The organism is Herbaspirillum sp. RV1423 (genome assembly GCF_000577615.1).
Lineage (GTDB): Bacteria > Pseudomonadota > Gammaproteobacteria > Burkholderiales > Burkholderiaceae_D > Herbaspirillum.
On the sequence record NZ_CBXX010000005.1, the window covers coordinates 172,061 to 192,720 of the forward strand.

Consider the following 20,660-nt stretch of genomic DNA (forward strand, 5'->3'; position numbering starts at 1 on the left):
ATAATGAGCCTCGCTCGCCGAATCGTACAAAATAAAATTTCGGGGTAAGCAGGCTGGCAGGTTGTCTTGCCGATTTTTCGATCCGTTTTCGATTCTGACCAATCATGCGTCTATCGTTTGTTTACCGGCATGCCCCATGCATGCTGGCAGGGGCTGTTATTTTGACGGCATTCGCGGCAGCTCCCCACGCCGGCGCCGCGACCGTGACGGTGCAGGTGCTGGACGCGGCCGGCGCACCGGTGCCGAATGCGGTGGTGTATGCCGAACCGACCGGCGGCCAGGCTGTGCCGAAGTCGATCAGGCAGGCCGAGGTCGAACAAAAGGACATCAGATTTTTTCCGCTGGTAAGTGTGGTGCAAGTCGGTACGCCTATTCTCTTCCCCAATCATGACAAGGTCCGCCATCACGTTTACTCATTTTCGCCGGCCAAGACGTTCGAGCTGAAGCTGTATTCCGGCGTTCCGACCAGTCCCGTGCTGTTCGACAAGGCTGGAACGGTGGTGTTGGGCTGTAATATCCACGATCAGATGGTGGCCTACGTGCAGGTGGTCAACACGCCATACTTCGGCAAGACCGGCATGGACGGGCGAGTCAGGCTGGACGGTCTGGTCGGCGGTAAGTATGCGCTGAAAGCCTGGTATTTCAAGATGGCGCCCAATGAAGCCGCGGTGGAGCAGCCGCTGAATTATCAGGGGGCGGACATGACTGCTTCCGTGACGCTGAGCGTCAAAGCCGTTCCGGTGGAATAAACGGCAACAAGCAACGGTATAACAGGGGAGCAACTACAAAGTGCGCTGGCATCGTCTGGAAAACCGCATCGTCGCGCTGTTCATCGTCCTGATCCTGCTGGTTCAACTGGCCGGTTTCGTGGCCATTCGCAAGGCCATCGATGAAAACGCGCGCGCTTCGATTCGCGAGGAACTGGTCATCGGCGAGCGCGTGTTCCTGCGCCTGCTGGAGCAGAACGCCGACAAGCTGACCCAGGGCGCGCGCCTGCTGGCTTCGGATTTCGGTTTCCGCGAGGCGATCGGCACCGACGATCGCGAAACCATCCGGTCGGTGCTGGAAAACCATGGCGCGCGCATCGGTTCGACGCTGTCGATGTACATCGGTGCCGATCAGCAGATCAAGGCGTCCACCCAGACCTATCCCAGCGCCGATTTACAGCGCAACAGCCTGGAGCTGGTTGCCAGGGCGGCCGATACCAACGGCGCATCGGAGACTGTGATCGTCGATGACAACCTGTTCCAGATCGTCGCGGTGCCGGTCAAGGCGCCGCTCGCCATCGGTTGGGTGGTGATGGGTTTCCCGGTCGACCAGAAGCTCATCTCCGACATGCGCGCCTTGTCGTCGCTACAGGTCAGCGTGCTGGTGAGCACGCGCGGCGCACAGTGGCAGCAGGACGTATCGACCTTGCCGCAGGAAGAATCCGGCATGCTGATGGCGCAGCTACCGCAATCGCCTGCCAGCAGCAGCTTCATTCCTGAATTGAAGATTGCCGACAACGATTACAGCGCGCGCCTGCTGGTGCTGGCCAAGGGCGTCGCCGGCCAGAGCGCGGTGGCGGTGCTGCAGCGATCGATCAGCGAAGCGGTGGCGCCTTACCGGCGCCTGCAACTGATCCTCCTGAGCATCAGCGTGATTGGCGTTGTCATGGCGATTTTCGCCAGCGCCTTCGTCGCGCGCCGCATCACGCGCCCGTTGCGGGCGCTGGCCGACACTGCCAAGCGCCTGGGCGCCGGCGACTATCGCGCCCGGATCGACATCAAGGGCGGCGACGAGATCGGCAAGCTGGCCGACGCGTTCGAAAGCATGCGCACCGGCATCGCCAACCGCGAACTGGAAATCCGCCGGCTGGCGTATTGGGATTCGCTGACCGACCTGCCCAACCGCGTGCAGTTCGCCACGCTGTTGAAGTCGGCGATCGAACGCGCCAAAACCAGCGGCGGCCAGTGCCATATCCTGATGATGGACCTCGACCGCTTCCAGCACGTCAACGACGTGCTCGGACACAGCTTCGGCGACAACCTGTTGCGCCAGGTCGGCCGCCGGCTGGAGCAGCAACTGGAGCGCGAAAACGACAAGGTCGCCCGGCTGGGCGGCGACGAATATGCCATCCTGCTGCCCGCCACCGACCAGACCGAGGCGGTGCGCCAGGCCAAGCGTGTGCTCAATTTGCTGGAAGTGCCGATCTCCATTGACGACCAGACCGTCGATCTCGGCGCCGGCATCGGCATTGCCGGCTATCCGGAAAACGGCGAGGACAGCGATACCCTGCTCAGCAATGCCGAGGTCGCGATGTACGTCGCCAAGCGGCGCGGCAGCGGTTTCACCGTCTATGATCCCTCGATCGACAAGAGCAGCCAGGAAAGCCTCAGCTTGTTGAGCGAATTGCGCCGCGCACTCGACCGCAATGAGTTCCTGCTGTATGCCCAGCCCAAGGTCGACCTGGCATCCGGCCGGGTGGTCGGCGCCGAAGCGCTGGTGCGCTGGGTGCACCCGGAAAAGGGCTTCATCGGTCCGGATCATTTCATTCCGTTTGCCGAGACCACCGGTTTCATCCGCATGCTGACATCCTGGATGCTGGGCAAGGCGGCCATCCTGTGCCGCGAGCTGCAAGAGAAGGGCCTGGAAATCAAGATTTCCGTCAACCTGTCGACCCGTGATTTGCTGGATCAGGATTTACCGACGCATTTTGCCGACATCCTGGCGCGCAACAAGCTGGCGCCGTCCTCGATGTGCCTGGAAATCACCGAGAGCGCGATCATGGACGACCCGGTGCGCGCCCAGATGACGCTGGAGCGACTGCACGGCATGGGCGTCGAATTGGCAATCGACGATTTCGGCACCGGCTATTCTTCGCTGGCTTACCTCAAGCGTTTGCCGGTGGATGAACTGAAAATCGACAAATCCTTCGTGATGAACATGGAGCACGACGCCGACGACGCCAAGATCGTCAAGTCGACCATCGACCTCGGACACAACCTCGGCTTGCGCGTGGTCGCCGAAGGACTGGAGACCATCGCGGTATGGAATCTGCTGCGGCAGATGGGCTGCGACCAGGCGCAAGGCTATTTCATGAGCAAGCCGATGCCGGGCGACCGTTTCCTCGAATGGCTGGAGCAATGGCAGCCGCCCGAGATGCCGAGCCAGTCGGAAAACATGGCGATCTGACCGGTGCGCGACGGTATGTCCGGCAAAGGCGGAAAAAATATTTTGGCGGCGGCGGAATAAAGGCCTCTGTATCGCGTATACGTAGGCATGGGTAAGGCAAACCGCGCAACCCAGCCATGAAAGGAATATCGAAATGAAACTGCTTCCTCTTTCCCTGCTGACATTTTCCCTCCTGTCTTCCGTAGCTACTGCCGCTTTTGCCGACGACGTTTTGGTCAACAGTAAGGGCATGACCGTCTACACTTTCGACAACGATCCCGCCGGCAAGAGCGTCTGCAACGGCGGCTGCGCAGCCAACTGGCCGCCCGTGGCGCCGACCGGTACCCCAGGCGCGCCGTTCTCGGTGATCCAACGCGACGACGGCAGTCCGCAACTTGCCTTCAACGGCAAGCCGCTCTATCTGTATGCCGCCGACAAGAACCCGGGCGACCGCAACGGCGACAATTTCAAGAATATCTGGCACGTCGTCAAGAAATGATCGCCGCTGAGCCGGCGTAATAGAAGTCATGTCCGACGAAAGTCACCTGTTAGCCTGCATCCCGCGCCTGCGCCGCTATGCGCGGGCGTTGGCGGGGGATCGCGCCGGCGCTGACGACTTGGTGCAGGACACGATGGAGCGCGCCTGGCAAAAAATGTCGAGTTGGCGCAAGGGAACCGACATGCGGCCCTGGCTGTTCAGCATCATGCACAACCTGCACGTCGACCAACGCCGCAAGCCGGTCATCCCGACGGTGACGCTGGACGACGAGGACGCGCTGGCGGTGCCGGCCCATGCGCCCGACCGGCTGGCCGGCTACGACCTGGAGTCCGCTTTGCGTCTGCTGGCCGCAGAGCAGCGCGAGATTCTGTTGCTGGTCGTACTGGAAGAAATGACCTATGAAGAAGTCGCCGCGACACTGAGCATCCCGATCGGGACGGTCATGTCGCGCTTGTCGCGTGCACGGGAACGGTTGCGCGGCTTGGTGGAAGGGCGGCCCCAGCATTCGCCGTTGAAGGTGGTCAAATGAAACCGTTGCCGATTACCGAAGCAGACCTGCAAGGCTATGTCGACGGTTTGCTGCCGGAAGAGCGGTTGGAAGAGGTCGCCGTTTATCTCGAAAGCAATCCGGAAGAGGCCGAGCGCCTGCGCACCTATCGCCACCAGAACCAGGCCTTGCACCTGCTGTTCGACCCGGTCCTCGACGAGCCAGTGCCGGCGCGGCTCTCGGCGCGTCCGAGCAGCCGCCGGGAACTGCTGCGGCGTTATGCCGCCATGTTCATCGTGGCGATCTTTGCCGGCGCCGGCGGCTGGTATCTGCACGGCGCGGCGCAGTCGTCGTCGGTGAACTGGATCGCCAGCGCCGCCGGTTCCATGACGCGTGCGGATGCTCCGCTGATGATGGCGCGTCGCGCCGCCGTGGCGCATGCCGTCTACACCCCGGACCCGCGCCGTCCGGTCGAGATCGGCGCTGATCAGGAAGATGTCCTGGTGCGCTGGTTGTCCAAGCGCATCGGCGCCGACGTCCGCGCGCCTAAACTGGCGCCGCTGGGATATGAACTGATCGGCGGCCGCCTGCTGCCGGGACAGAGCGGCCCGGTGGCACAGTTCATGTATCACGACGGCGCCGGTCAGCGCCTGACCTTGTACGTGTCGACCGACCAGGTGCAGAACAAGGACACCGGTTTCCGTTTCGCCCAGGAGGGGACGGTCAACGTGTTCTACTGGATCGACGGCAAGTTCGGCTATGCCTTGTCGGGAAGCATCCCGAGGGGCGACTTGGCGCGCATCGCCAATACCGTCTACGAGCAACTGGACAAACCCGCCAACTAACCGGATGGCGCAAGCGCGAGACTCCCGATGAGGCAAAATCTTAACCTGTGTAAAACAGGGATAAGGAGATGTGATTTTCGTAAAGAAGTGTCAGATTGTGTCGCTAACGGGAGGTTGCATTTGAGTCACAAGGAGGCATCATGGAGATCGCATCTCTGGCAACAGGTGTCGCAACCGCTTGGCTGGCGAAAAAAGCCGTGGAAGGCATCGCTCTGGATTTGACCAAGGTTGCCAGTCACGTCGTGGATGACGTGGTTGGTCTTGTCAGCCCGTCCTTGCCAGCCAACCCGAATATCGGCCGCATCGTCAATACCAAGGCCTGAGGGGGGAACCGGTCAGCACGGGTTCTCATTGAAATCGCATCTTCGTGATGCGATTTTTTTTGCCTCGGGCTTTTTCCTGCGGGAGGGAGGGCACCTAACACATTGTTTTATTGGTAATAATCCTGAAAACAGAATTGTAAAATTCCTTGATTGTCGTAAAGAAATACGAAACGATGACGTTAAGTAAGGACACCATCAAAGGAGTGAATATGGACCTAGGAAATATCCCAGCCGTCGCTTCGGCGCTTGCGTCACAGCAGACCAGCGATTCAGTCAACATCGCGATGTTGAAAAAAGCCCTTGATAGTCAGACTGCAGCCGCCGTCGGTATCCTGCAAGCTTTGCCTCAGCCAGCAAATCCGAACGTCGGCCGCAACGTCAATACCGTTGCCTGATGTTCTGATTGCCAGCATTGTGTTTTGAAATCGCCCCTCTGGGCGATTTTTTTATGCCGTGTTGTACTCCTTGCGATATTTTGCCTAATAAAATAGGCGTTTATTAATTTTGGCAATTATATTGGTCAATCGCTTGTATTTTTAAAAATGCATAATAAAATGGTCTTTAAGATCATTGGCACACTTTATTATGCACTCCCTTCAAGCTCTCGGCGCGCAAATCCGCCATGTCCGCAAAGCGCAGAAACTGAGTTCGGCCAGTCTGGCCGAGCGCAGCGGCATTCATCGCAACACCTTGCAGGCGCTGGAAACCGGCAAGGGTAATATCGAGCTTAGCAAGCTGCTGTCGATTTGCACCGAGCTTGGCCTTGAATTGTTGCTGGTGCCGCAAGAAGTCTCGGCGCAACGCGCGGCCGAGGGTGAAGGCGCCCGCACCGAATTGTCCGAACGCCTGCACGCACTGATGAGGAACGGGTCATGAGCATGCTGAGATCCCTGCGGATTCGCCTCGGCGTGACCGACGTCGGTTCGCTGTTCGCGCTGGACGACGGTCGCGTCTATTTTCGTTTTGACGACGCCTATGCAACCGACCCGGGTCGGCCTGTGCTGTCGCAGTTGTATCGCGGCTCGACCGAAGATCGCACGGTGGCGCAATTGCTCAATCCGGCGCTGGAGGCCAATCGCGGCGACGGCAAAGGAGGCTTGCCGCCGTTCTTCCAGAACCTGCTGCCGGAAGGCCAGTTGCGCAAGCACCTGATCGAGCGCGCAGGGCTGGCGCCGGACGACGAGTTCGGCCTGCTGGCATATTGCGGCAAGGATTTGCCTGGCGATGTATCGGCCTTGTCCGAGACGCTGGACGACCGCCATCTGGGCCGCCTGATAGGCCAGGGCCGCGACAGTTACGAAATGAGCGCCGGCCAGTTGCCCACGCCGGACGGCGAATCCATCTCGGGCGTGCAACCCAAGGTCGGCCTGGTGCGCGCGGCGGGCGGCCGCTACGTGATGCGCTCGAAGGATGCACAAGGCGCGCATTTCATCGGCAAGCTGCCGGCATCCGATTATCCCAACATGCCGGAAGTGGAGTTCTCTTCGCTGGCGCTGGCGCGCGCTGCCGGCGTGCAGGTCTGCGACCATGAACTGGCGCCGCTGACGGCGATTGCCGATCGCTTGCCGTTCGGATTGCGCAGCGATGCCGAGAGTTTCCTGCTGATCCATCGTTTCGACCGCGACGCCGGCACGCCGACCGGACGGCTGCACATGGAAGACTTCGCCCAGATTACCGGCACGCCCGCCGCCGCCAAATATGCCGGCACGTACGCCGCGCTGGGCGTGGTGCTGCTGGAGCGCAGCATCAAGGCCGAAGACGACTTGTTCGAGCTGTTGCGCCGGATCAAGGTGAATGAACTGCTCGGCAATTTCGACGCCCACCTGAAAAACTTCAGCATGCTGTATCGCACGCCGCAGGCGGCGGAGTTGTCGCCTGCTTACGATATCGTGGCGTATTCGGCTTATCTCGCCGGGCACGGCCATGCATTGGCGTTTGCTCCCGGAGAAAAGGCGCGGCAGTTGCTGACGCCGGCGGTGCTGCGCGAACTGGCCAATATCTGGCGCATCCCTGAGCCGAAGCTGCAAATGGTGCTGGTCGATACCGTCGAGCGGGCCATGCTGAGCTGGCCGGCATTGTTGCTCACCTTGCCCTTGAACGATACCCAGCGCGACCGCATCAAGGCGCATCTGGACACCAATCCCAGCGTTATCGCCTGGCAGCGCCGCGCCGCGCGCAAAGTCGGCGGCAAGGCATGAAACTCCAAGCGCCTTTGCCGCTCAGGGACGGCGTCGCGCCCAGCTACCTGTGGCTGCCGCAGGGGCAGTGGAATGGCATGCTGGATTTTTTGTGCGCGCGTTTTCCGGCGGTATCGGAAGACGCCTGGCGGCAACGCATGGCGCGCGGCGAAGTGGTCAACAAGGAGGGGGTGGCGATTGCGCCGGATTCGCCTTACCGGCGCGGCGATTGCATTTTCTATTACCGCGACCTCGAGGGCAGCGAAGAAGTCATCCCGTTTCAAGAGGAAATCCTGCATCAGGACGCACACCTGCTGGTGGTCGACAAACCGCATTTCGTGCCGGTGATCCCAACCGGCCGGTTCCTGCACGAGAGCCTGCTGGTGCGCCTCAAGAAAAAAACCGGCATGGCCGACCTGACGCCGATCCACCGGCTCGACCGCGAGACAGCCGGCGTGATCATCTTTTCGCACAATCCGGCCAGCCGCGGCGCTTATCAGTCGATGTTCCAGCAGCGCGCCATGGACAAAACCTATGAAGCGCTGGCCGGCATGCTGGAGGGGCGCGATTTTCCTTTCACCCACCGCAGCCGCATGGTCGACTCGGACAAGTTCTTCCTGATGCGGGAAGAACCGGGCACGCCCAATTCTGAAACCCACATCGACCTGATCGAGCGGCGCGGCGAGCTGGGTTTGTACCGGCTCAATCCGGTGACGGGCAGGAAGCACCAGTTGCGCGTCCACATGGCGGCGCTCGGCGTTCCCATCGTCAACGACATGTTCTATCCGCAAGCGGCGCCGGCTGGGGTCTCGGACAACTACGACGCGCCGTTGAAATTGCTGGCGCGCTCGATCGCCTTTACCGATCCGCTGAGCGGCGACGTGCGCTACTTTGAAAGTCTCAGGAAGCTGTAGTTTCAGGTAGGCGCCAGCATCAGCTCCAGGTTCTGCAACGCTGCGCCGGACGCTCCCTTGCCCAGATTGTCGAACACCGCCGACAGCAGCACATGGCCGTGTTCTTCGTTGATGAAGACACCCAGGCGCATGTCGTTGGTGCCGTTCAATTCTTGCGGGTTCAGATGCGTCAATGCCTGCGTGTCTTCCAGCGCAATCACCTGCACATGCGCCGTTCCCGCATAGTGCCGGGCCAGGCATGCATGCAATTGTTTGCCGTCCGTGCCGGGCGCGAGCAAACGCAATTCCAGCGGCACCGTCAGCACAATGCCCTGGCGGAAGGCGCCGTAAGCCGGCACGAAAACCGGCCGATGGTCCAGGCCGGCATAGCGTTGCATCTCGGGCGGATGCTTGTGCGCCAGTGCCGTTCCATAAACCTGGAAGGCCGGCGCTTGCGCCGCGGACGGTCCCTCGTATTGTTCCACCGCCGGCCGGCCGCCGCCGGAATAGCCGGATACCGCGTGCATGGCGATCGGATAATCGCGCGGCAGCAAACCGGCCTGCACCAAGGGGCGCAGCAAGCCGATTGCGCCGGTCGGGTAGCAGCCGGGATTGGTCACCCGGTGTGCGGCGGCGATGCGTTGCGGCTGTTCCGCATCCATTTCGGGAAAACCGTAGACCCAGCCCGGCGCGGTGCGATGCGCCGAACTGGCGTCGATCACACGCACGGCGGGATTCTCGATGGCGGCCACGGCTTCGCGCGCGGCGGCGTCCGGCAGGCAGAGGATCGCGATGTCGCTGGCGTTGATCGCCTCCGCCCGACGGCGCGGATCTTTGCGTTCGGCGGCCGGCAGCGTGAGCAGTTGCAGGTCGTTGCGTTCGCGTAGCCGCTCGTGGATGTGCAAACCGGTGGTGCCCTGGTCGCCGTCGATGAAAACAAGAGGAGAAGCCATAATTGCATTCCTTGCGATGAGTGTTCAAAGGAAAAAGTAACCGAGCGCCTATCTTCCGCTCATTGGTAGAATAGGAAAAGTTGAATTTAATAACGATAACATTCAGTTTTTCTGATCAATGAGGGTGCCATGCGGGAAATCAATCTGGATCGCTTGCGGACACTGGTGGCGATCGCCGACCACGGCTCCTTCGCCGAGGCCGCGCGCGTCCTGCATCTGGCGCCACCTACCATCAGCCTGCATATCGCCGACCTGGAGGAGCGCATCGGCGCGGCATTGCTGTCGCGTAAGCGCGGACAGATACGGCCGACGAGCATCGGCGAGACATTGATAGCGCGTGCGCGCCGGCTGTTGGCCGACGCCGAACAGGCGCTGGAAGACGTACAGCGGCAAGTCCAGGGGCTGGCCGGCCGCGTGCGGCTGGGGGCCTCGACCGGTGCGATTGCGCACCTGCTGCCGCAGGCGCTGGAAGTGCTGGGGCGGGATCATCCGGGCATCGACGTGCAGGTCGAGGTGCTGACTTCGCAAGACACATTGTCGCGCTTGAGCGAGGGCACGCTGGACGTGGGATTGGTCGCCTTGCCGCAATCGCCGATGGCGCGCCTGGTGGTGCGGCCGTGGCGGCGCGATCCGGTGATGGCGTTCTTGCCGGCCAACTGGCGCAGTCCGAGGCGCATCGCACCGGAATGGCTGGCGGCGCAGCCCTTGATCCTGAACGATTCCGGCACGCGGCTTTCGCATCTGACGCTGGAATGGTTCGCCGCCGGCGGACAACGTCCTGTGCCGCGTATCCAGCTCAATTACAACGATGCGATCAAGAGCCTGGTGGCGGCGGGATACGGGGCGACGCTGCTGCCGCACGAGGAGGGCGCGCCGCCGCCGGATGCGCGCATACAAATGCGTCCTTTGCAGCCGGCATTGTGGCGGCAGTTGGGCATCGCACACCGCGCGGAAAATATCGAGCGGCCGACGCAGCACGTGCTGGAGGTACTAGGGCGTTTCAGTCTGGATTAAGGAAAAGTCTTTCCTCGCACATCAGGCCAACGCATCGCTGAGCGTTTGCTTCTCGTTGTTCGGCGCAATCTTCAACTGATGCAGCGACGCCACCAGATCGGCGAAGCGTTGTCCCTGGATCATGACGTGCTGGCGCAGCAGCTCGCATGTACGTTCACTGTCGCCGGCGATGATGGCGTTGACCACGCCTTCGTGCTCATCGTAGGACCGCTTCAGGCGGTCGCGCACGCGTAGCTGCAGGCGGCGATACGGGCGCAGGCGGCGTTGCAGGACGCGCGCCTGTTCTTCCAGGAAGGCATTGTGGCTGCCAGCGTAAATCCGGCCGTGGAAGTCTTCGTTCTTGTAGAAATACGTATCCGGGTCGACGGCGTCGCACGCCTCTTTGCACGCCTGGTGCGCCGCCATCAGCGAGGCGTGTTCGTCCGCCGACATGCGTCGCGCCGCCAGCCGGCCGCACATCGCTTCCAGCTCCGCCATCACTTCAAACATCTCGATCAATTGCTGCGGGCCGATCTCGGCCACGATGGCGCCGCGTCGCGGCCGCATCACGATGATGCCCATCGACGCCAACTGGATCAGCGCTTCGCGGATCGGCGTGCGCGATACGCCGAATTCCTCGGCCAATACGGTTTCGTCCAGATGCTGGCCGGGCGTCAGCTTGCCGATGGCGATCAGTTCTTCAATCGATTCGCGCAGTGTCTCGGAACGCTTCTTGTGGGTATCCATGATTGATGTCAAGTATGCAATAGACCAATTCTAAATCATCTTTGATGCTTGACAATGTATTTGTTTTGTAAGAACGTGTATACAAGAAAGATACATAAAAAAGCAAAAACAATAAGCAAGTGCAGAGACCAAGCCGCCGGACACGAATAGAAAAAGCGGTGGAAACGGCAAGAATAGTTGGCGATCAGTCAGCAGCAAGCCAGCACAAAAGTAGAAAACAATATTTCTTTCACTCAAGGAGGAGCAACATGACTTCGCAAACCCGCAGAAGCATCATCGGAGCGCTGGCCACAGCGCCGTTGTGGACGGTCGGTACGTCGGCCTGGGCGCAAACCACATCGCTGAAGATTTCCCATCAGTTTCCCGGCGGCACCATCAATGAAGGCGATTTCCGCGATCGCCTGACGCGCATGTTTGCGGAAGAAGTGACCAAGCGCACCAAGGGTAGCCTCAAGTTTGAGATCTATCCCGGCTCCTCCCTGATGAAAACCAACGCACAATTCTCGGCCATGCGCAAAGGCGCGCTCGACCTGTCGCTGGTGCCGCTCAACTATGCCGGCGGCGAAGTCCCTGAAACCAACATCGGCCTGATGCCCGGCCTCGTCACCTCGTACCAGCAAGGCTCGGCCTGGAAGAACGCCGAAGTCGGCAAGGAACTGGCGCGCATCCTGGCGGAGAAGGGCATCCTCATCGTCAGTTGGATCTGGCAAGCCGGCGGCGTCGCTTCGCGCGGCAAAGCCATTGTCGATCCGGCCGACGCCAAAGGCATGAAAGTGCGCGGCGGTTCGCGCGAGATGGATCTGATCCTGAAAGAAGCCGGCGCCGCCGTCGTGACGCTGCCGTCCAATGAAATCTACGCCGCCATGCAGACCGGCGCGATGGATGCGGCGATGACGTCGTCGACTTCCTTCATGTCCTTCCGCCTGGAAGAAGTGGCCAAGGCGCTGACTACCGGCCGCGACAAGGCTTACTGGTACATGTTCGAACCGCTGATGATTTCCAAGACCGTGTTCGAGCGCCTGAGCAAGGACCAGCAAGCCGCCGTCATGGCCGTCGGCGCCGAGATGGAGCAGTTCGCGCTCAAGGCCGCGCAGACCGACGATGTCGCCGTCGCCGCGGTCTATCAGAAAGCAGGCGCCAAGGTGGTCGATCTCGACGCTGCCACCGTCAAGAAATGGCAGGACATAGCCCGCGCCACCGCCTGGAAGGATTTCGCCGCCCGCAACGCCAACTGCGCCAACCTGCTCAAACTGGCGGAGAAACTCCTATGAGCCACGGCTTCGAGATGCAGCCGCAGGCCAGGCCGGCGGTGCCGGACAACGCTGTGCTCGCCGTACTGCACCATGTGCTTGAAAAATTCAACAAGCTCGCGGTGTTCCTGTCGATGATTGCGCTAATGACGACGTCCATCATCCTGACGTATTCGGTGGTGGTGCGGTATTTCCTGCATCATCCGACCGACTGGCAGGACGAAGCATCGGTGTTCATGCTGGTGGGCGTGATTTTCCTGTGTTCGGCTTACGTCCAGTCGCTGCGCGGCCATATCGGCATCGAAGCGCTGGCCGGCTTCCTCTCGCCGACGGCCAACAAGGTGCGCATGTTCATTGTCGATCTGGCGTCCTTCGTGTTTTGCCTGTTCTTTGCGTGGAAATCGTGGACGCTGTTCCACGAAGCCTGGGTTGATGGACAAACCACGTCGTCGACGTTCGCGCCGCCGCTGTGGATTCCGTATTCCATGATGGCATTGGGCATGAGCATGCTGACGCTGCAATTGCTGGTGCAGGTGCTGACCCGCATCACAGGTACGAAGGAGGCCGCATGACGCCGTTGGTCCTTGGTTCCCTGTATGGGATAGTCACCATTGTCGTGATGTGCTCCGGCATGCCGATCGCATTTGCGCTCGGCGTGGTGGCGACATCCTTCATGTATTTTTTCATGCCGGCGTCATCGCTCGATACCGTGACGCAAAACGTCTATGAAGAAATCGCTTCCATCACCTTGCTGTCGATTCCGCTGTTCATCCTGAAAGGCGCGGCCATCGGCAAGTCGCCCGCCGGCAAGGACTTGTACTCGGCCATCCACGCCTGGTTGAATCGCGTACCCGGCGGCCTCGGCATCGCCAATGTGTTCGCCTGCGCCCTGTTCGCCGCGATGGCGGGTTCGTCGCCGGCGACGTGCTCGGCTATCGGCTCGGCCGGCATTCCGGAAATGCGCCGGCGCGGTTATTCGCCAGGGTTTGCGGCGGGCATCATCGCCGCGGGCGGCACGCTGGGCATCCTGCTGCCGCCGTCGATCACCATGATCCTGTATGCGGTGGCGGCCGAGCAATCGCTGGGGCGTTTGTTCCTCGCGGGCATCGGCCCCGGCTTGCTGTTGGTGGTCCTGTTTGCCGGCTATGCCGTGTATCGTGCGCGCAAGGAATACAAGATAGCGCATGCGATCTACATCGGCGGCGGCGCCAAGTCGGCTTATCTCGACGACGAGCATTTCACGCTGGCGCAAAAGGTGGAAATGCTGCCGCGCGTGCTGCCTTTCCTGATCCTGCTGATCGGCGTGATGGTGGCGCTGTACGGCGGTTTCGCCACGCCGTCGGAAACCGCCGGCCTGGGCGCCTTGCTGGCCATCGTGCTGATCGCCGTCGTCTATCGCATCTACAAGCCGCGCGAGCTGGTGCCTTTCCTCAATTCGACCATCAAGGAGTCCGGCATGCTGCTGCTGATCATCGGCATGTCGCTGCTGTATTCCTATGTGATGAGCTACCTGCACATCAGCCAGTCGGCGGCGCAGTGGGTGGTCGACATGCACCTGTCGAAATGGCTGCTGCTGGCGGTGATCCTGCTGATGGTGATCGTGCTCGGCTTCTTCCTGCCGCCGGTATCGATTATCCTGATGACGGCGCCGATCATCCTGCCGCCGTTGCGGGAAGCCGGGTTTGACCTGATCTGGTTCGGCATCGTCATGACCGTGGTCATGGAAATGGGCCTGATCCATCCGCCTGTCGGATTGAATTTATTCGTGATCAAGAACATCGCTCCCGACATTGCCCTGTCGGAAGTCATCAAGGGAACCATTCCGTTCCTGGCGCTGATGTTCCTGGCCGTGATCTTGTTGTGTATTTTTCCGGGTATTGCCACCGGCTTGCCTAATATCATCATGGGAGTGAAGTAGATGTCTGCCACCGGCCACGTCTGGAATCGTCGGCAAACCAATCGCAATGAACGCCTGGCGCGCGCAAGCGGCGTGCTGGGCAATTCGCTCGAAGGCAAGCTGTTGCCGTCGGCGCGCATTGCCGATTTGCTGTACGCCGTCATCGAATCGGGCGATCGCGTTTGCCTCGAAGGCAACAACCAGAAGCAGGCCGACTTCCTGTCGAAGGCGCTGGCCGGACTCGACCCGGCGCGCGTGCATGACCTGCACATGCTGTTCTCGGTGCTGGCCTTGCCGGAGCATCTGGATGTGTTCGACAAAGGCATTGCCTCCAAACTGGATTTTTCTTTCTCCGGTCCGCAGGCGGGGCGGCTGGCCAAGCTGGCCTCGGCCGGGAAGCTCAACATTGGCGCCATTCATACCTATCTGGAATTGTTCGGCCGCTATTTCGTCGACCTGACGCCGCGTGTCGCCCTGGTGGCGGCGCAGGCGGCGGATCGCTACGGCAATCTGTATACCGGCCCCAACACCGAAGACACGCCGGCGATTGTCGAAGCCACCGCCTTCAGCAGCGGCATCGTCATCGCCCAGGTCAATGAAATCGTCGATGTGTTGCCGCGCATCGACATTCCGTCTGACTGGGTCAGCTTCGTGACCAAGGCGCCGACGCCGCATTACATCGAACCGCTGTTCACGCGCGACCCCGCGCAGATCTCGGAAATCCAGGTGCTCATGGCGATGATGGCCATCAAGGGCATCTATGCCGAATACGGCGTGCAGCGCCTGAATCACGGCATCGGCTTCGACACCGCCGCCATCGAGCTGATCCTGCCGACCTATGCCGAATCGCTCGGCCTGCGCGGCAAGATCTGCAAGCATTGGGCGCTCAATCCGCATCCCGCATTGATCCCCGCCATCGAAGCCGGCTTCGTCGAGTCGATCCATTCCTTCGGTTCGGAACTGGGCATGGAGGACTATATCCGCGCGCGTCCCGACGTCTTCTTCGTCGGCCCGGACGGCTCCATGCGCAGCAACCGGGCCTTTTCGCAGACCGCAGGCCATTACGCCTGCGACATGTTCATCGGTTCGACCTTGCAGATCGACCTGCAGGGCAATTCGTCGACCGCGACATTGGGACGCATCGCCGGTTTCGGCGGCGCACCCAACATGGGCGCCGACGCGCGCGGCCGCCGTCACGCCAGTCCGGCCTGGCTCAAGGCCGGCCAGCAGGCAAGGGTCGGCAAGAACACCATTCCGCGCGGCCAGAAGCTGGTGGTGCAGACGGTGGAAACCTTCCGCGAACACATGCAGCCGGCCTTCGTCGAGCGGCTCGACGCCTGGCAACTGGCCGAACAGGCCAGGATGCCGATTCCGCCGGTCATGATCTACGGCGACGACGTTACCCATATCCTGACCGAAGAAGGCATCGCCAACCTGCTGCTGTGCCGCACCGACGAAGAGCGTGAACAGGCGATTCGCGGCGTCGCCGGCTACACGCCGGTCGGCCTGGCGCGCGACAAACGCATGGTGGAAAATCTGCGCGACCGCGGCATCATCCGCCGCGCCGAAGACATGGGCATCGACAAGCGCCTCGCCACGCGCGACCTGCTGGCGGCCAAGAACATGAAGGATCTGGTGCGCGCTTCCGGCGGCCTGTACAACCCGCCCAAACGTTTCAGGAACTGGTGATATGGAAACCTTGAATTATCGTTTTGAAAACGGCACCCGCAAGCTGTCCGCCAAAGCGGAACTGGTCGGCGTGGTCAGCTCGGGCAACCTTGAAGTGCTGATCGAACCGGCCGATTTGCAGGGCGCCTGCAGCGTCGAGATCAAGACCGCCGCACGCGGCTTCGGTGCGATCTGGGAAGCCGTCATCGGCGACTTCCACAAGCGCTGGCAACTGGCCGACACGCGCATCTCGATCAACGACATGGGCGCCACCCCGGCCGTGGTCAGCCTGCGCCTGGATCAGGCGGTGGAATCGATGGTGGAGGCCGCATGACATCAACCCGGAGTTCCAGTTACCTCGAAGCCAATGCCCGCGAACGCATCGCGCAAGTGTTCGACGCCGGCAGTTTTGAAGAATTCCTGCCGCCGGCCAAACGCATCGTCAGTCCGCATCTGGGGCAACTCGACGCGCCGGTGTCGTTCGACGACGGCGTCGTGGTCGGCCGCGCCAGCCTCAATGGCGCCAAGGTATTTGCGGCGGCGCAAGAGGGCGGTTTCATGGGCGGCGCGGTCGGCGAGGTGCACGGCGCCAAGCTGGTCGGTTTGCTCAAGCGCGCCGTGCAGGAAAAGGCCGAAGGCGTCATCCTGCTGCTCGAAACCGGCGGCGTGCGCCTGCATGAAGCCAATGCCGGCCTGATCGCCGTGTCGGAAGTGATGCGCGCCGTGCTCGACACGCGCGCCGCCGGCATTCCGGTCATTGTGCTGGTGGGCGGCTCCAACGGCTGTTTCGGCGGCATGGGCATCGTTGCGCGCTGCGCCAACGCCATCATCATGTCGGAAGAAGGCCGCCTGGCGATGTCCGGGCCGGAAGTCATCGAGACCGCCAACGGCGTCGAGGAATTCGACTCGCGCGACCGTGCGCTGGTATGGCGCACCACCGGCGGCAAGCATCGCTATCTGCTGGGCGATTGCCAGGGCATAGTCGCCGACGACACCGCGGCCTTCCGTGCTGCGGCGTCGCAGACCTTGCAAGGATTCAAAGGTAATCCGACCGCGCTGACGCTGCAAGCGCTGGAAGCCGAACAGGCCATGCTCGAACAACGCATTGCGCGCTTCGGCGACGCCGGCGATCCGCAGGAGATCTGGGAGCGCCTGGGCGTCGGCAACGCAAAGGATATCCCGATGCTGGAGGCCGGACCTTTCGTCGATCTGGTCGCAAGCCATCGCGTGAAGGGAACACCATGAACTGGCAAACACTGGCGGACGATTTGTTTCCGCAAGGTCACAGCATCACCGAGAAGGCGGACTTCCTCTCCGGCACCGCGCAGGTCGACGGCGACATCGTCGCCGTGGTCGGCACCACCGGCCACACGCCGATCGGCATCGAGATCGCCTTGGCGCAGGCGCAGGCCATCCTGCAGACCGTGCGCGAACATCCGGGCCGCCCCATCGTCATTCTGGTCGACACGCAAGGCCAGCGCCTGCGCCATCGCGACGAGATGCTGGGCATCAACAGCTACATGGCGCATCTCGGCAAATGCATCGACCTGGCGCGCCGCGAAGGCCACAAGATCATCGGACTGGTCTACGATCAGGCGCTGTCGGGCGGCTTCATCACCAGCGGACTCATGGCCGACGCCTCCTACGCCTTGCCGAACGCCACCATCCGCGTAATGGGCTTGCCCGCCATGGCGCGCATCACCAAGGTGCCGGAAGAACGTCTGGTCGAGCTGGCCGGGAGCAACCCGGTGTTTGCGCCCGGTCCGGAAAACTACCGCCGCATGGGCGGCGTCGCCGACATCTGGAACGGCGACGTGGCCGAACAATTGAAACAGGCGCTGGCTAAGGCAGACAACAAGGACCAGCGCGCCGCCCTCGGCCTGCAACGCGGCGGCCGCAACTGGTCGCAGCGCGTGGTCGACGCCATCGTCAGCGGCAGCGATGTCCAGCCTCTATAAACGGCATGGCCTGGTCTGGCTGAACGCGGACGGCTGGCGCGAGGCGCTTGGGCGCGCCGCCGAGCCGCATTGCGTCGCCGTGCGGCGCTGGCAACAGAACGACTGGCCGGCAGTGATTCGTCGCAACGACGCGGATTGCGCGGCGGGCGACATCTGCCTCGGCATCGCATTGCCGCCCGACCGGGACGGCGTCAAGCTGCGCGTGCCTTTGTGCGTCGGCTTGGCTGGCGTGCGTGAGATGCGCCCCCCGCTGGCTATTCCTGAAGTCGTCATGCATGCAGCCTTGCCGTGGCGAACGGCCTTGTGCGATTTGCACGATGCTGCCGCCGCGCAAGGCTTGTCGCTGCGCGTGTACGGATCGCTCGCCTTGCAGGCGATCACCGGCCAGCCTTACCTGCGGCTGGCGTCGGATATCGATGTCCTGTTTTGCCCAGACAACGCCGATCAGTTGTCGCGAGGGATGCGGTTGCTCACGTCCTATGCGGCGAAGTTGCCGCTCGACGGCGAAGTGGAGTTTCCCGACGGCGCCGCCGTGTCATGGAAAGAGTGGGTACAGGCGAGCGATAGTGTTGCCGGCGTGGACAACAACCGCGTCCTGGCCAAACGCAGCAGCGACGTGGCATTGTTGCGCGTCGGCGATCTGCTTGCCGCGCTGGAGGCGAACGCGTGTCCGACCTGACCCACGCAGACTGCATGCCGGCCATGCTGTTGCCGGCGGCGGTGCATTACACCGAACGGCGCCGCCGGCTCCGGCAGCAGCAGGCATTTTGCCGCTATCTTGCACGCGCGGCCGTGCGCAGCCTGCATCAGGAACTGACGCTATATCCCAAGCCGGGTCTGGTATCGCTGGTCGATAACGGCAGCCATGACGACATGGATGCGTCGACTTTCATGCGCAGCCTGTTTTCGCTTCGGCATTATTTCGCCGCCATCGCCGAAGCCGGCATGGCAGGCGCTTCCTTCACCGAACTCAAATGCCTCGGCATCAAGGCGGAGCAGCGCATGCTGCAGGCCACCGATGGCGTCAATACGCATCGCGGCGCCATTTTTTGCCTCGGCATGCTGTGCGCTGCGATGGCCTGTTGCCGTGGCCAGGACATGCCGCTGTCGCCGCAGGCGATACGCGCGACCTTGCTGATTCGCTGGGGTGATGCGCTCACGGCGCACACCGGCGCGACAGGTGCCGGCGAGACCGGCAGCAACGGTTTGCGCGTCGCCGCCAGCCATGCCGTCGGCGGCGCGCGCGAAGAGGGCGCGCTGGGCTTTCCGTCGGTCTTTGAAATCGCCTTGCCGCAATTGCAGGCGACGATCGCCGCCGGGCGCGACTGGCAATGCGCGAAGGTGGATGCCTTGTTTGCGCTGATGGCGCATATCAGCGACACCAATGTCTATCATCGCGGCGGCAGCGCCGGCGCCGCGATCGTGCAGGAACACAGCCGCGCTTTCCAGGCTTGCGGCGGCACCGCCGACATCGCCTGGTTGGCGCGCGCCGAAGCATCCCACCGCGCATTCGTCCGTCATCGCCTGTCGCCGGGCGGCGCCGCCGATTTGCTGGCGGCGGCTTGCCTGATACATGCCGTTTGCCGCGGCGACGCCAAAGCATGAACCAGCGCTTTGCCGTTCTTTGTCCCGGCCAGGGCGGACAGCATCCCGCCATGTTCGACCTGCTGCGCAACGATGCGCGCGGCAATGCGATATTGCAGCGTTACGCGTTGGACCGGCGGCTCGGCCATCCGCTCGACGCTGTCTTGCAAGACGACCGCCTACTGTTCGCCAATCGTCATGCGCAGGCGCTGGTGGCGGCTGCGGGATTGGCTGCATGGGAAGCGTTGCGTGAGGCGCTCCCGGCGCCGGCGCTGGTTGCCGGTTACAGCATCGGCGAACTGACCGCCTATGGCGTCGCCGACGCGCTTGCGCCGACGGATGTCCTCGATCTTGCGATTGCACGCGCCGGCTATATGGATGCCTGTCTGGCGCATGCGCCGCAACAACAGGGCCTGATGTCGGTCGGCGGTATGCGGACTGACGAGGCGCAGGAAGTGCTGCGGCGGCATGGCGCCTTCATGGCGATCGAAACCGGATTCGACACGCTGATCGCGGGCGGCCGCAGCGAAACCTTGCTGGCCGCGCAGCGGCAGTTCGAGGCTGCCGGCGCCAGAACCGGCATGTTGCCGGTAGGTATCGCTTCGCATACGCCCTTGATGGAAACGGCGCTGGCGCCGTTTGCCGAAGCGCTGCATGCGGCATCATTCAACGACCCCGCCGTCGCGGTGCTTGCTGGTATTTCAGGGCAGGAAATCCATGACAAGGAGGCAGCGCGAAGCGCACTCGCGCAACAGCTCACGCATGCCATACGCTGGTCGTCATGCATGGATGCCTGCGCCGAACGCGGCATTGGCATGGCGCTCGAACTGGGACCTGGATCGGCCCTGTCGCGCATGCTGCGCGAGCGTCATCCACATATCGAATGCCGCTCGCTCTCCGATTTCCGCAGTCTGGCCGGAGCGCAAAAGTGGCTGCAAAGCAGGCTCGCCTGAGGCCGCGAGAAGGGCGGTTTTTTCTTACTCATCCAACCTACCGGGCAGACCTTACTTGACTAAACGTCAAGTTTTGCACATCTCTCGTGAAAACGCGAATGTACGCTTGAAATGTAACTATCAATTGGGTACATTGGACCCGTCATTAAGCATCTGCAACAATCATAAAAATTCGCAACAGCATAGCTACCGGGAACAGTAGGTCCACATCCGGCGTTCACGACGCAAATAACAGAAACGAAGAAGCTCATGTGAGACATTGTTGACGGGAGCAAAAAAG

Annotated in this window: 23 protein-coding genes; 21 read left to right on the forward strand and 2 right to left on the reverse strand. The window is 61.9% G+C overall.

Going from position 1 to position 20,660, the window contains the following annotated elements:
* Positions 1 to 140: 140 nt before the first annotated feature.
* From RV1423_RS07310 to RV1423_RS07355, 10 genes are all read left to right on the forward strand, one after another.
* Positions 141 to 749 (forward strand): methylamine utilization protein, encoded by a 609-nt coding sequence (locus RV1423_RS07310; protein WP_034294890.1) that lies wholly within the window; start codon positions 141 to 143, stop codon positions 747 to 749.
* Positions 750 to 789: 40 nt separating this feature from the next.
* Positions 790 to 3,174, forward strand: a complete 2,385-nt coding sequence (locus tag RV1423_RS07315; RefSeq protein WP_034294893.1) for a bifunctional diguanylate cyclase/phosphodiesterase — start codon at positions 790 to 792, stop codon at positions 3,172 to 3,174.
* Between the two features lie 133 nt (positions 3,175 to 3,307).
* Complete coding sequence (locus RV1423_RS07320; protein ID WP_034294895.1) at positions 3,308 to 3,652, forward strand: lipoprotein; 345 nt, start codon at positions 3,308 to 3,310, stop codon at positions 3,650 to 3,652.
* A gap of 28 nt (positions 3,653 to 3,680) precedes the next feature.
* On the forward strand, positions 3,681 to 4,181 hold the full coding sequence (locus tag RV1423_RS07325; RefSeq protein WP_034294899.1) for an RNA polymerase sigma factor: 501 nt from the start codon (positions 3,681 to 3,683) through the stop codon (positions 4,179 to 4,181).
* Entirely contained in the window at positions 4,178 to 4,984 is an 807-nt protein-coding gene (locus RV1423_RS07330) for an anti-sigma factor (protein WP_034294901.1), read from the forward strand. Before RV1423_RS07325 ends, RV1423_RS07330 begins: the two co-directional genes overlap by 4 nt.
* A gap of 140 nt (positions 4,985 to 5,124) precedes the next feature.
* Entirely contained in the window at positions 5,125 to 5,307 is a 183-nt protein-coding gene (locus tag RV1423_RS07335) for a hypothetical protein (protein ID WP_034294903.1), read from the forward strand.
* Positions 5,308 to 5,516: 209 nt separating this feature from the next.
* Positions 5,517 to 5,702, forward strand: coding sequence for a YjfB family protein (locus tag RV1423_RS07340; RefSeq protein ID WP_034295201.1), 186 nt, complete (start codon positions 5,517 to 5,519; stop codon positions 5,700 to 5,702).
* 190 nt (positions 5,703 to 5,892) lie between these two features.
* Positions 5,893 to 6,183: a helix-turn-helix domain-containing protein gene (locus RV1423_RS07345; RefSeq protein ID WP_034294905.1), complete on the forward strand. Its 291-nt coding sequence runs from the start codon at positions 5,893 to 5,895 to the stop codon at positions 6,181 to 6,183.
* Positions 6,180 to 7,505, forward strand: a complete 1,326-nt coding sequence (locus RV1423_RS07350) for a type II toxin-antitoxin system HipA family toxin (RefSeq protein WP_034294907.1) — start codon at positions 6,180 to 6,182, stop codon at positions 7,503 to 7,505. Before RV1423_RS07345 ends, RV1423_RS07350 begins: the two co-directional genes overlap by 4 nt.
* Positions 7,502 to 8,398 carry a pseudouridine synthase gene (locus RV1423_RS07355; RefSeq protein ID WP_034294908.1) on the forward strand — a complete coding sequence of 299 codons (897 nt, stop codon included), beginning with the start codon at positions 7,502 to 7,504 and terminating at the stop codon, positions 8,396 to 8,398. Before RV1423_RS07350 ends, RV1423_RS07355 begins: the two co-directional genes overlap by 4 nt.
* A gap of 2 nt (positions 8,399 to 8,400) precedes the next feature.
* Here the strand turns inward: RV1423_RS07355 and argC are convergent, their stop codons facing one another.
* Positions 8,401 to 9,330: an N-acetyl-gamma-glutamyl-phosphate reductase gene (gene argC, locus RV1423_RS07360; RefSeq protein ID WP_034294910.1), complete on the reverse strand. Its 930-nt coding sequence runs from the start codon at positions 9,328 to 9,330 to the stop codon at positions 8,401 to 8,403.
* 129 nt (positions 9,331 to 9,459) lie between these two features.
* Here argC and RV1423_RS07365 point away from each other — a divergent pair, with 129 nt between their 5' ends.
* Positions 9,460 to 10,344, forward strand: coding sequence for a LysR family transcriptional regulator (locus tag RV1423_RS07365; RefSeq protein ID WP_034294912.1), 885 nt, complete (start codon positions 9,460 to 9,462; stop codon positions 10,342 to 10,344).
* A 21-nt stretch (positions 10,345 to 10,365) separates the two neighbouring features.
* Here RV1423_RS07365 and RV1423_RS07370 read toward each other — a convergent pair whose 3' ends face one another.
* Positions 10,366 to 11,070, reverse strand: coding sequence for a GntR family transcriptional regulator (locus RV1423_RS07370; protein ID WP_034294915.1), 705 nt, complete (start codon positions 11,068 to 11,070; stop codon positions 10,366 to 10,368).
* A gap of 248 nt (positions 11,071 to 11,318) precedes the next feature.
* On the opposite strand from RV1423_RS07370, the gene dctP reads away from it, so the two are divergent.
* Genes dctP through RV1423_RS07420 form a run of 10 tightly spaced genes read left to right on the forward strand, consistent with a single transcriptional unit; the run spans position 11,319 to position 20,380 of the window.
* The gene (dctP, locus tag RV1423_RS07375; RefSeq protein WP_034294917.1) at positions 11,319 to 12,341 is read left to right on the forward strand and encodes a TRAP transporter substrate-binding protein DctP; all 1,023 of its coding nucleotides are present in this window, start codon (positions 11,319 to 11,321) and stop codon (positions 12,339 to 12,341) included.
* A complete protein-coding gene (locus tag RV1423_RS07380; RefSeq protein WP_034294919.1) occupies positions 12,338 to 12,892 on the forward strand; it encodes a TRAP transporter small permease in 555 nt (184 codons plus the stop codon). The genes dctP and RV1423_RS07380 overlap by 4 nt, the downstream gene beginning before the upstream one ends.
* Positions 12,889 to 14,238 carry a TRAP transporter large permease gene (locus RV1423_RS07385; protein ID WP_034294921.1) on the forward strand — a complete coding sequence of 450 codons (1,350 nt, stop codon included), beginning with the start codon at positions 12,889 to 12,891 and terminating at the stop codon, positions 14,236 to 14,238. The genes RV1423_RS07380 and RV1423_RS07385 overlap by 4 nt, the downstream gene beginning before the upstream one ends.
* The gene (gene mdcA, locus RV1423_RS07390) at positions 14,239 to 15,906 is read left to right on the forward strand and encodes a malonate decarboxylase subunit alpha (RefSeq protein WP_034294924.1); all 1,668 of its coding nucleotides are present in this window, start codon (positions 14,239 to 14,241) and stop codon (positions 15,904 to 15,906) included.
* A gap of 1 nt (position 15,907) precedes the next feature.
* On the forward strand, positions 15,908 to 16,219 hold the full coding sequence (gene mdcC / locus RV1423_RS07395; protein ID WP_034294927.1) for a malonate decarboxylase acyl carrier protein: 312 nt from the start codon (positions 15,908 to 15,910) through the stop codon (positions 16,217 to 16,219).
* Entirely contained in the window at positions 16,216 to 17,130 is a 915-nt protein-coding gene (locus RV1423_RS07400) for a biotin-independent malonate decarboxylase subunit beta (RefSeq protein ID WP_034294930.1), read from the forward strand. The genes mdcC and RV1423_RS07400 overlap by 4 nt, the downstream gene beginning before the upstream one ends.
* Positions 17,127 to 17,843, forward strand: coding sequence for a biotin-independent malonate decarboxylase subunit gamma (gene mdcE, locus RV1423_RS07405; RefSeq protein WP_034294933.1), 717 nt, complete (start codon positions 17,127 to 17,129; stop codon positions 17,841 to 17,843). Before RV1423_RS07400 ends, mdcE begins: the two co-directional genes overlap by 4 nt.
* On the forward strand, positions 17,827 to 18,522 hold the full coding sequence (gene mdcG, locus RV1423_RS07410; protein WP_034294934.1) for a malonate decarboxylase holo-[acyl-carrier-protein] synthase: 696 nt from the start codon (positions 17,827 to 17,829) through the stop codon (positions 18,520 to 18,522). Before mdcE ends, mdcG begins: the two co-directional genes overlap by 17 nt.
* Positions 18,523 to 18,545: 23 nt before the next feature.
* A complete protein-coding gene (mdcB, locus tag RV1423_RS07415; RefSeq protein ID WP_231502107.1) occupies positions 18,546 to 19,448 on the forward strand; it encodes a triphosphoribosyl-dephospho-CoA synthase MdcB in 903 nt (300 codons plus the stop codon).
* Positions 19,445 to 20,380 carry an ACP S-malonyltransferase gene (locus RV1423_RS07420; RefSeq protein ID WP_034294936.1) on the forward strand — a complete coding sequence of 312 codons (936 nt, stop codon included), beginning with the start codon at positions 19,445 to 19,447 and terminating at the stop codon, positions 20,378 to 20,380. The genes mdcB and RV1423_RS07420 overlap by 4 nt, the downstream gene beginning before the upstream one ends.
* Positions 20,381 to 20,660 lie beyond the last annotated feature (280 nt).

Excerpts from the sequence above, each read along its gene's own strand:
- RV1423_RS07340 (WP_034295201.1), top strand. The coding sequence starts at position 5,517 with ATGGACCTAGGAAATATCCCAGCCGTCGCTTCGGCGCTTGCGTCACAG.
- RV1423_RS07310 (WP_034294890.1), top strand. The coding sequence starts at position 141 with ATGCTGGCAGGGGCTGTTATTTTGACGGCATTCGCGGCAGCTCCCCAC.
- RV1423_RS07370 (WP_034294915.1), bottom strand. The coding sequence starts at position 11,070 with ATGGATACCCACAAGAAGCGTTCCGAGACACTGCGCGAATCGATTGAA.
- RV1423_RS07335 (WP_034294903.1), top strand. The coding sequence starts at position 5,125 with ATGGAGATCGCATCTCTGGCAACAGGTGTCGCAACCGCTTGGCTGGCG.
- mdcE (WP_034294933.1), top strand. The coding sequence starts at position 17,127 with ATGAACTGGCAAACACTGGCGGACGATTTGTTTCCGCAAGGTCACAGC.
- argC (WP_034294910.1), bottom strand. The coding sequence starts at position 9,330 with ATGGCTTCTCCTCTTGTTTTCATCGACGGCGACCAGGGCACCACCGGT.
- mdcB (WP_231502107.1), top strand. The coding sequence starts at position 18,546 with ATGCTGTTGCCGGCGGCGGTGCATTACACCGAACGGCGCCGCCGGCTC.
- RV1423_RS07350 (WP_034294907.1), top strand. The coding sequence starts at position 6,180 with ATGAGCATGCTGAGATCCCTGCGGATTCGCCTCGGCGTGACCGACGTC.
- RV1423_RS07325 (WP_034294899.1), top strand. The coding sequence starts at position 3,681 with ATGTCCGACGAAAGTCACCTGTTAGCCTGCATCCCGCGCCTGCGCCGC.
- RV1423_RS07320 (WP_034294895.1), top strand. The coding sequence starts at position 3,308 with ATGAAACTGCTTCCTCTTTCCCTGCTGACATTTTCCCTCCTGTCTTCC.
- mdcG (WP_034294934.1), top strand. The coding sequence starts at position 17,827 with ATGTCCAGCCTCTATAAACGGCATGGCCTGGTCTGGCTGAACGCGGAC.
- RV1423_RS07380 (WP_034294919.1), top strand. The coding sequence starts at position 12,338 with ATGAGCCACGGCTTCGAGATGCAGCCGCAGGCCAGGCCGGCGGTGCCG.
- dctP (WP_034294917.1), top strand. The coding sequence starts at position 11,319 with ATGACTTCGCAAACCCGCAGAAGCATCATCGGAGCGCTGGCCACAGCG.
- RV1423_RS07345 (WP_034294905.1), top strand. The coding sequence starts at position 5,893 with ATGCACTCCCTTCAAGCTCTCGGCGCGCAAATCCGCCATGTCCGCAAA.
- RV1423_RS07365 (WP_034294912.1), top strand. The coding sequence starts at position 9,460 with ATGCGGGAAATCAATCTGGATCGCTTGCGGACACTGGTGGCGATCGCC.
- RV1423_RS07355 (WP_034294908.1), top strand. The coding sequence starts at position 7,502 with ATGAAACTCCAAGCGCCTTTGCCGCTCAGGGACGGCGTCGCGCCCAGC.
- mdcC (WP_034294927.1), top strand. The coding sequence starts at position 15,908 with ATGGAAACCTTGAATTATCGTTTTGAAAACGGCACCCGCAAGCTGTCC.
- mdcA (WP_034294924.1), top strand. The coding sequence starts at position 14,239 with ATGTCTGCCACCGGCCACGTCTGGAATCGTCGGCAAACCAATCGCAAT.
- RV1423_RS07385 (WP_034294921.1), top strand. The coding sequence starts at position 12,889 with ATGACGCCGTTGGTCCTTGGTTCCCTGTATGGGATAGTCACCATTGTC.
- RV1423_RS07330 (WP_034294901.1), top strand. The coding sequence starts at position 4,178 with ATGAAACCGTTGCCGATTACCGAAGCAGACCTGCAAGGCTATGTCGAC.
- RV1423_RS07420 (WP_034294936.1), top strand. The coding sequence starts at position 19,445 with ATGAACCAGCGCTTTGCCGTTCTTTGTCCCGGCCAGGGCGGACAGCAT.
- RV1423_RS07400 (WP_034294930.1), top strand. The coding sequence starts at position 16,216 with ATGACATCAACCCGGAGTTCCAGTTACCTCGAAGCCAATGCCCGCGAA.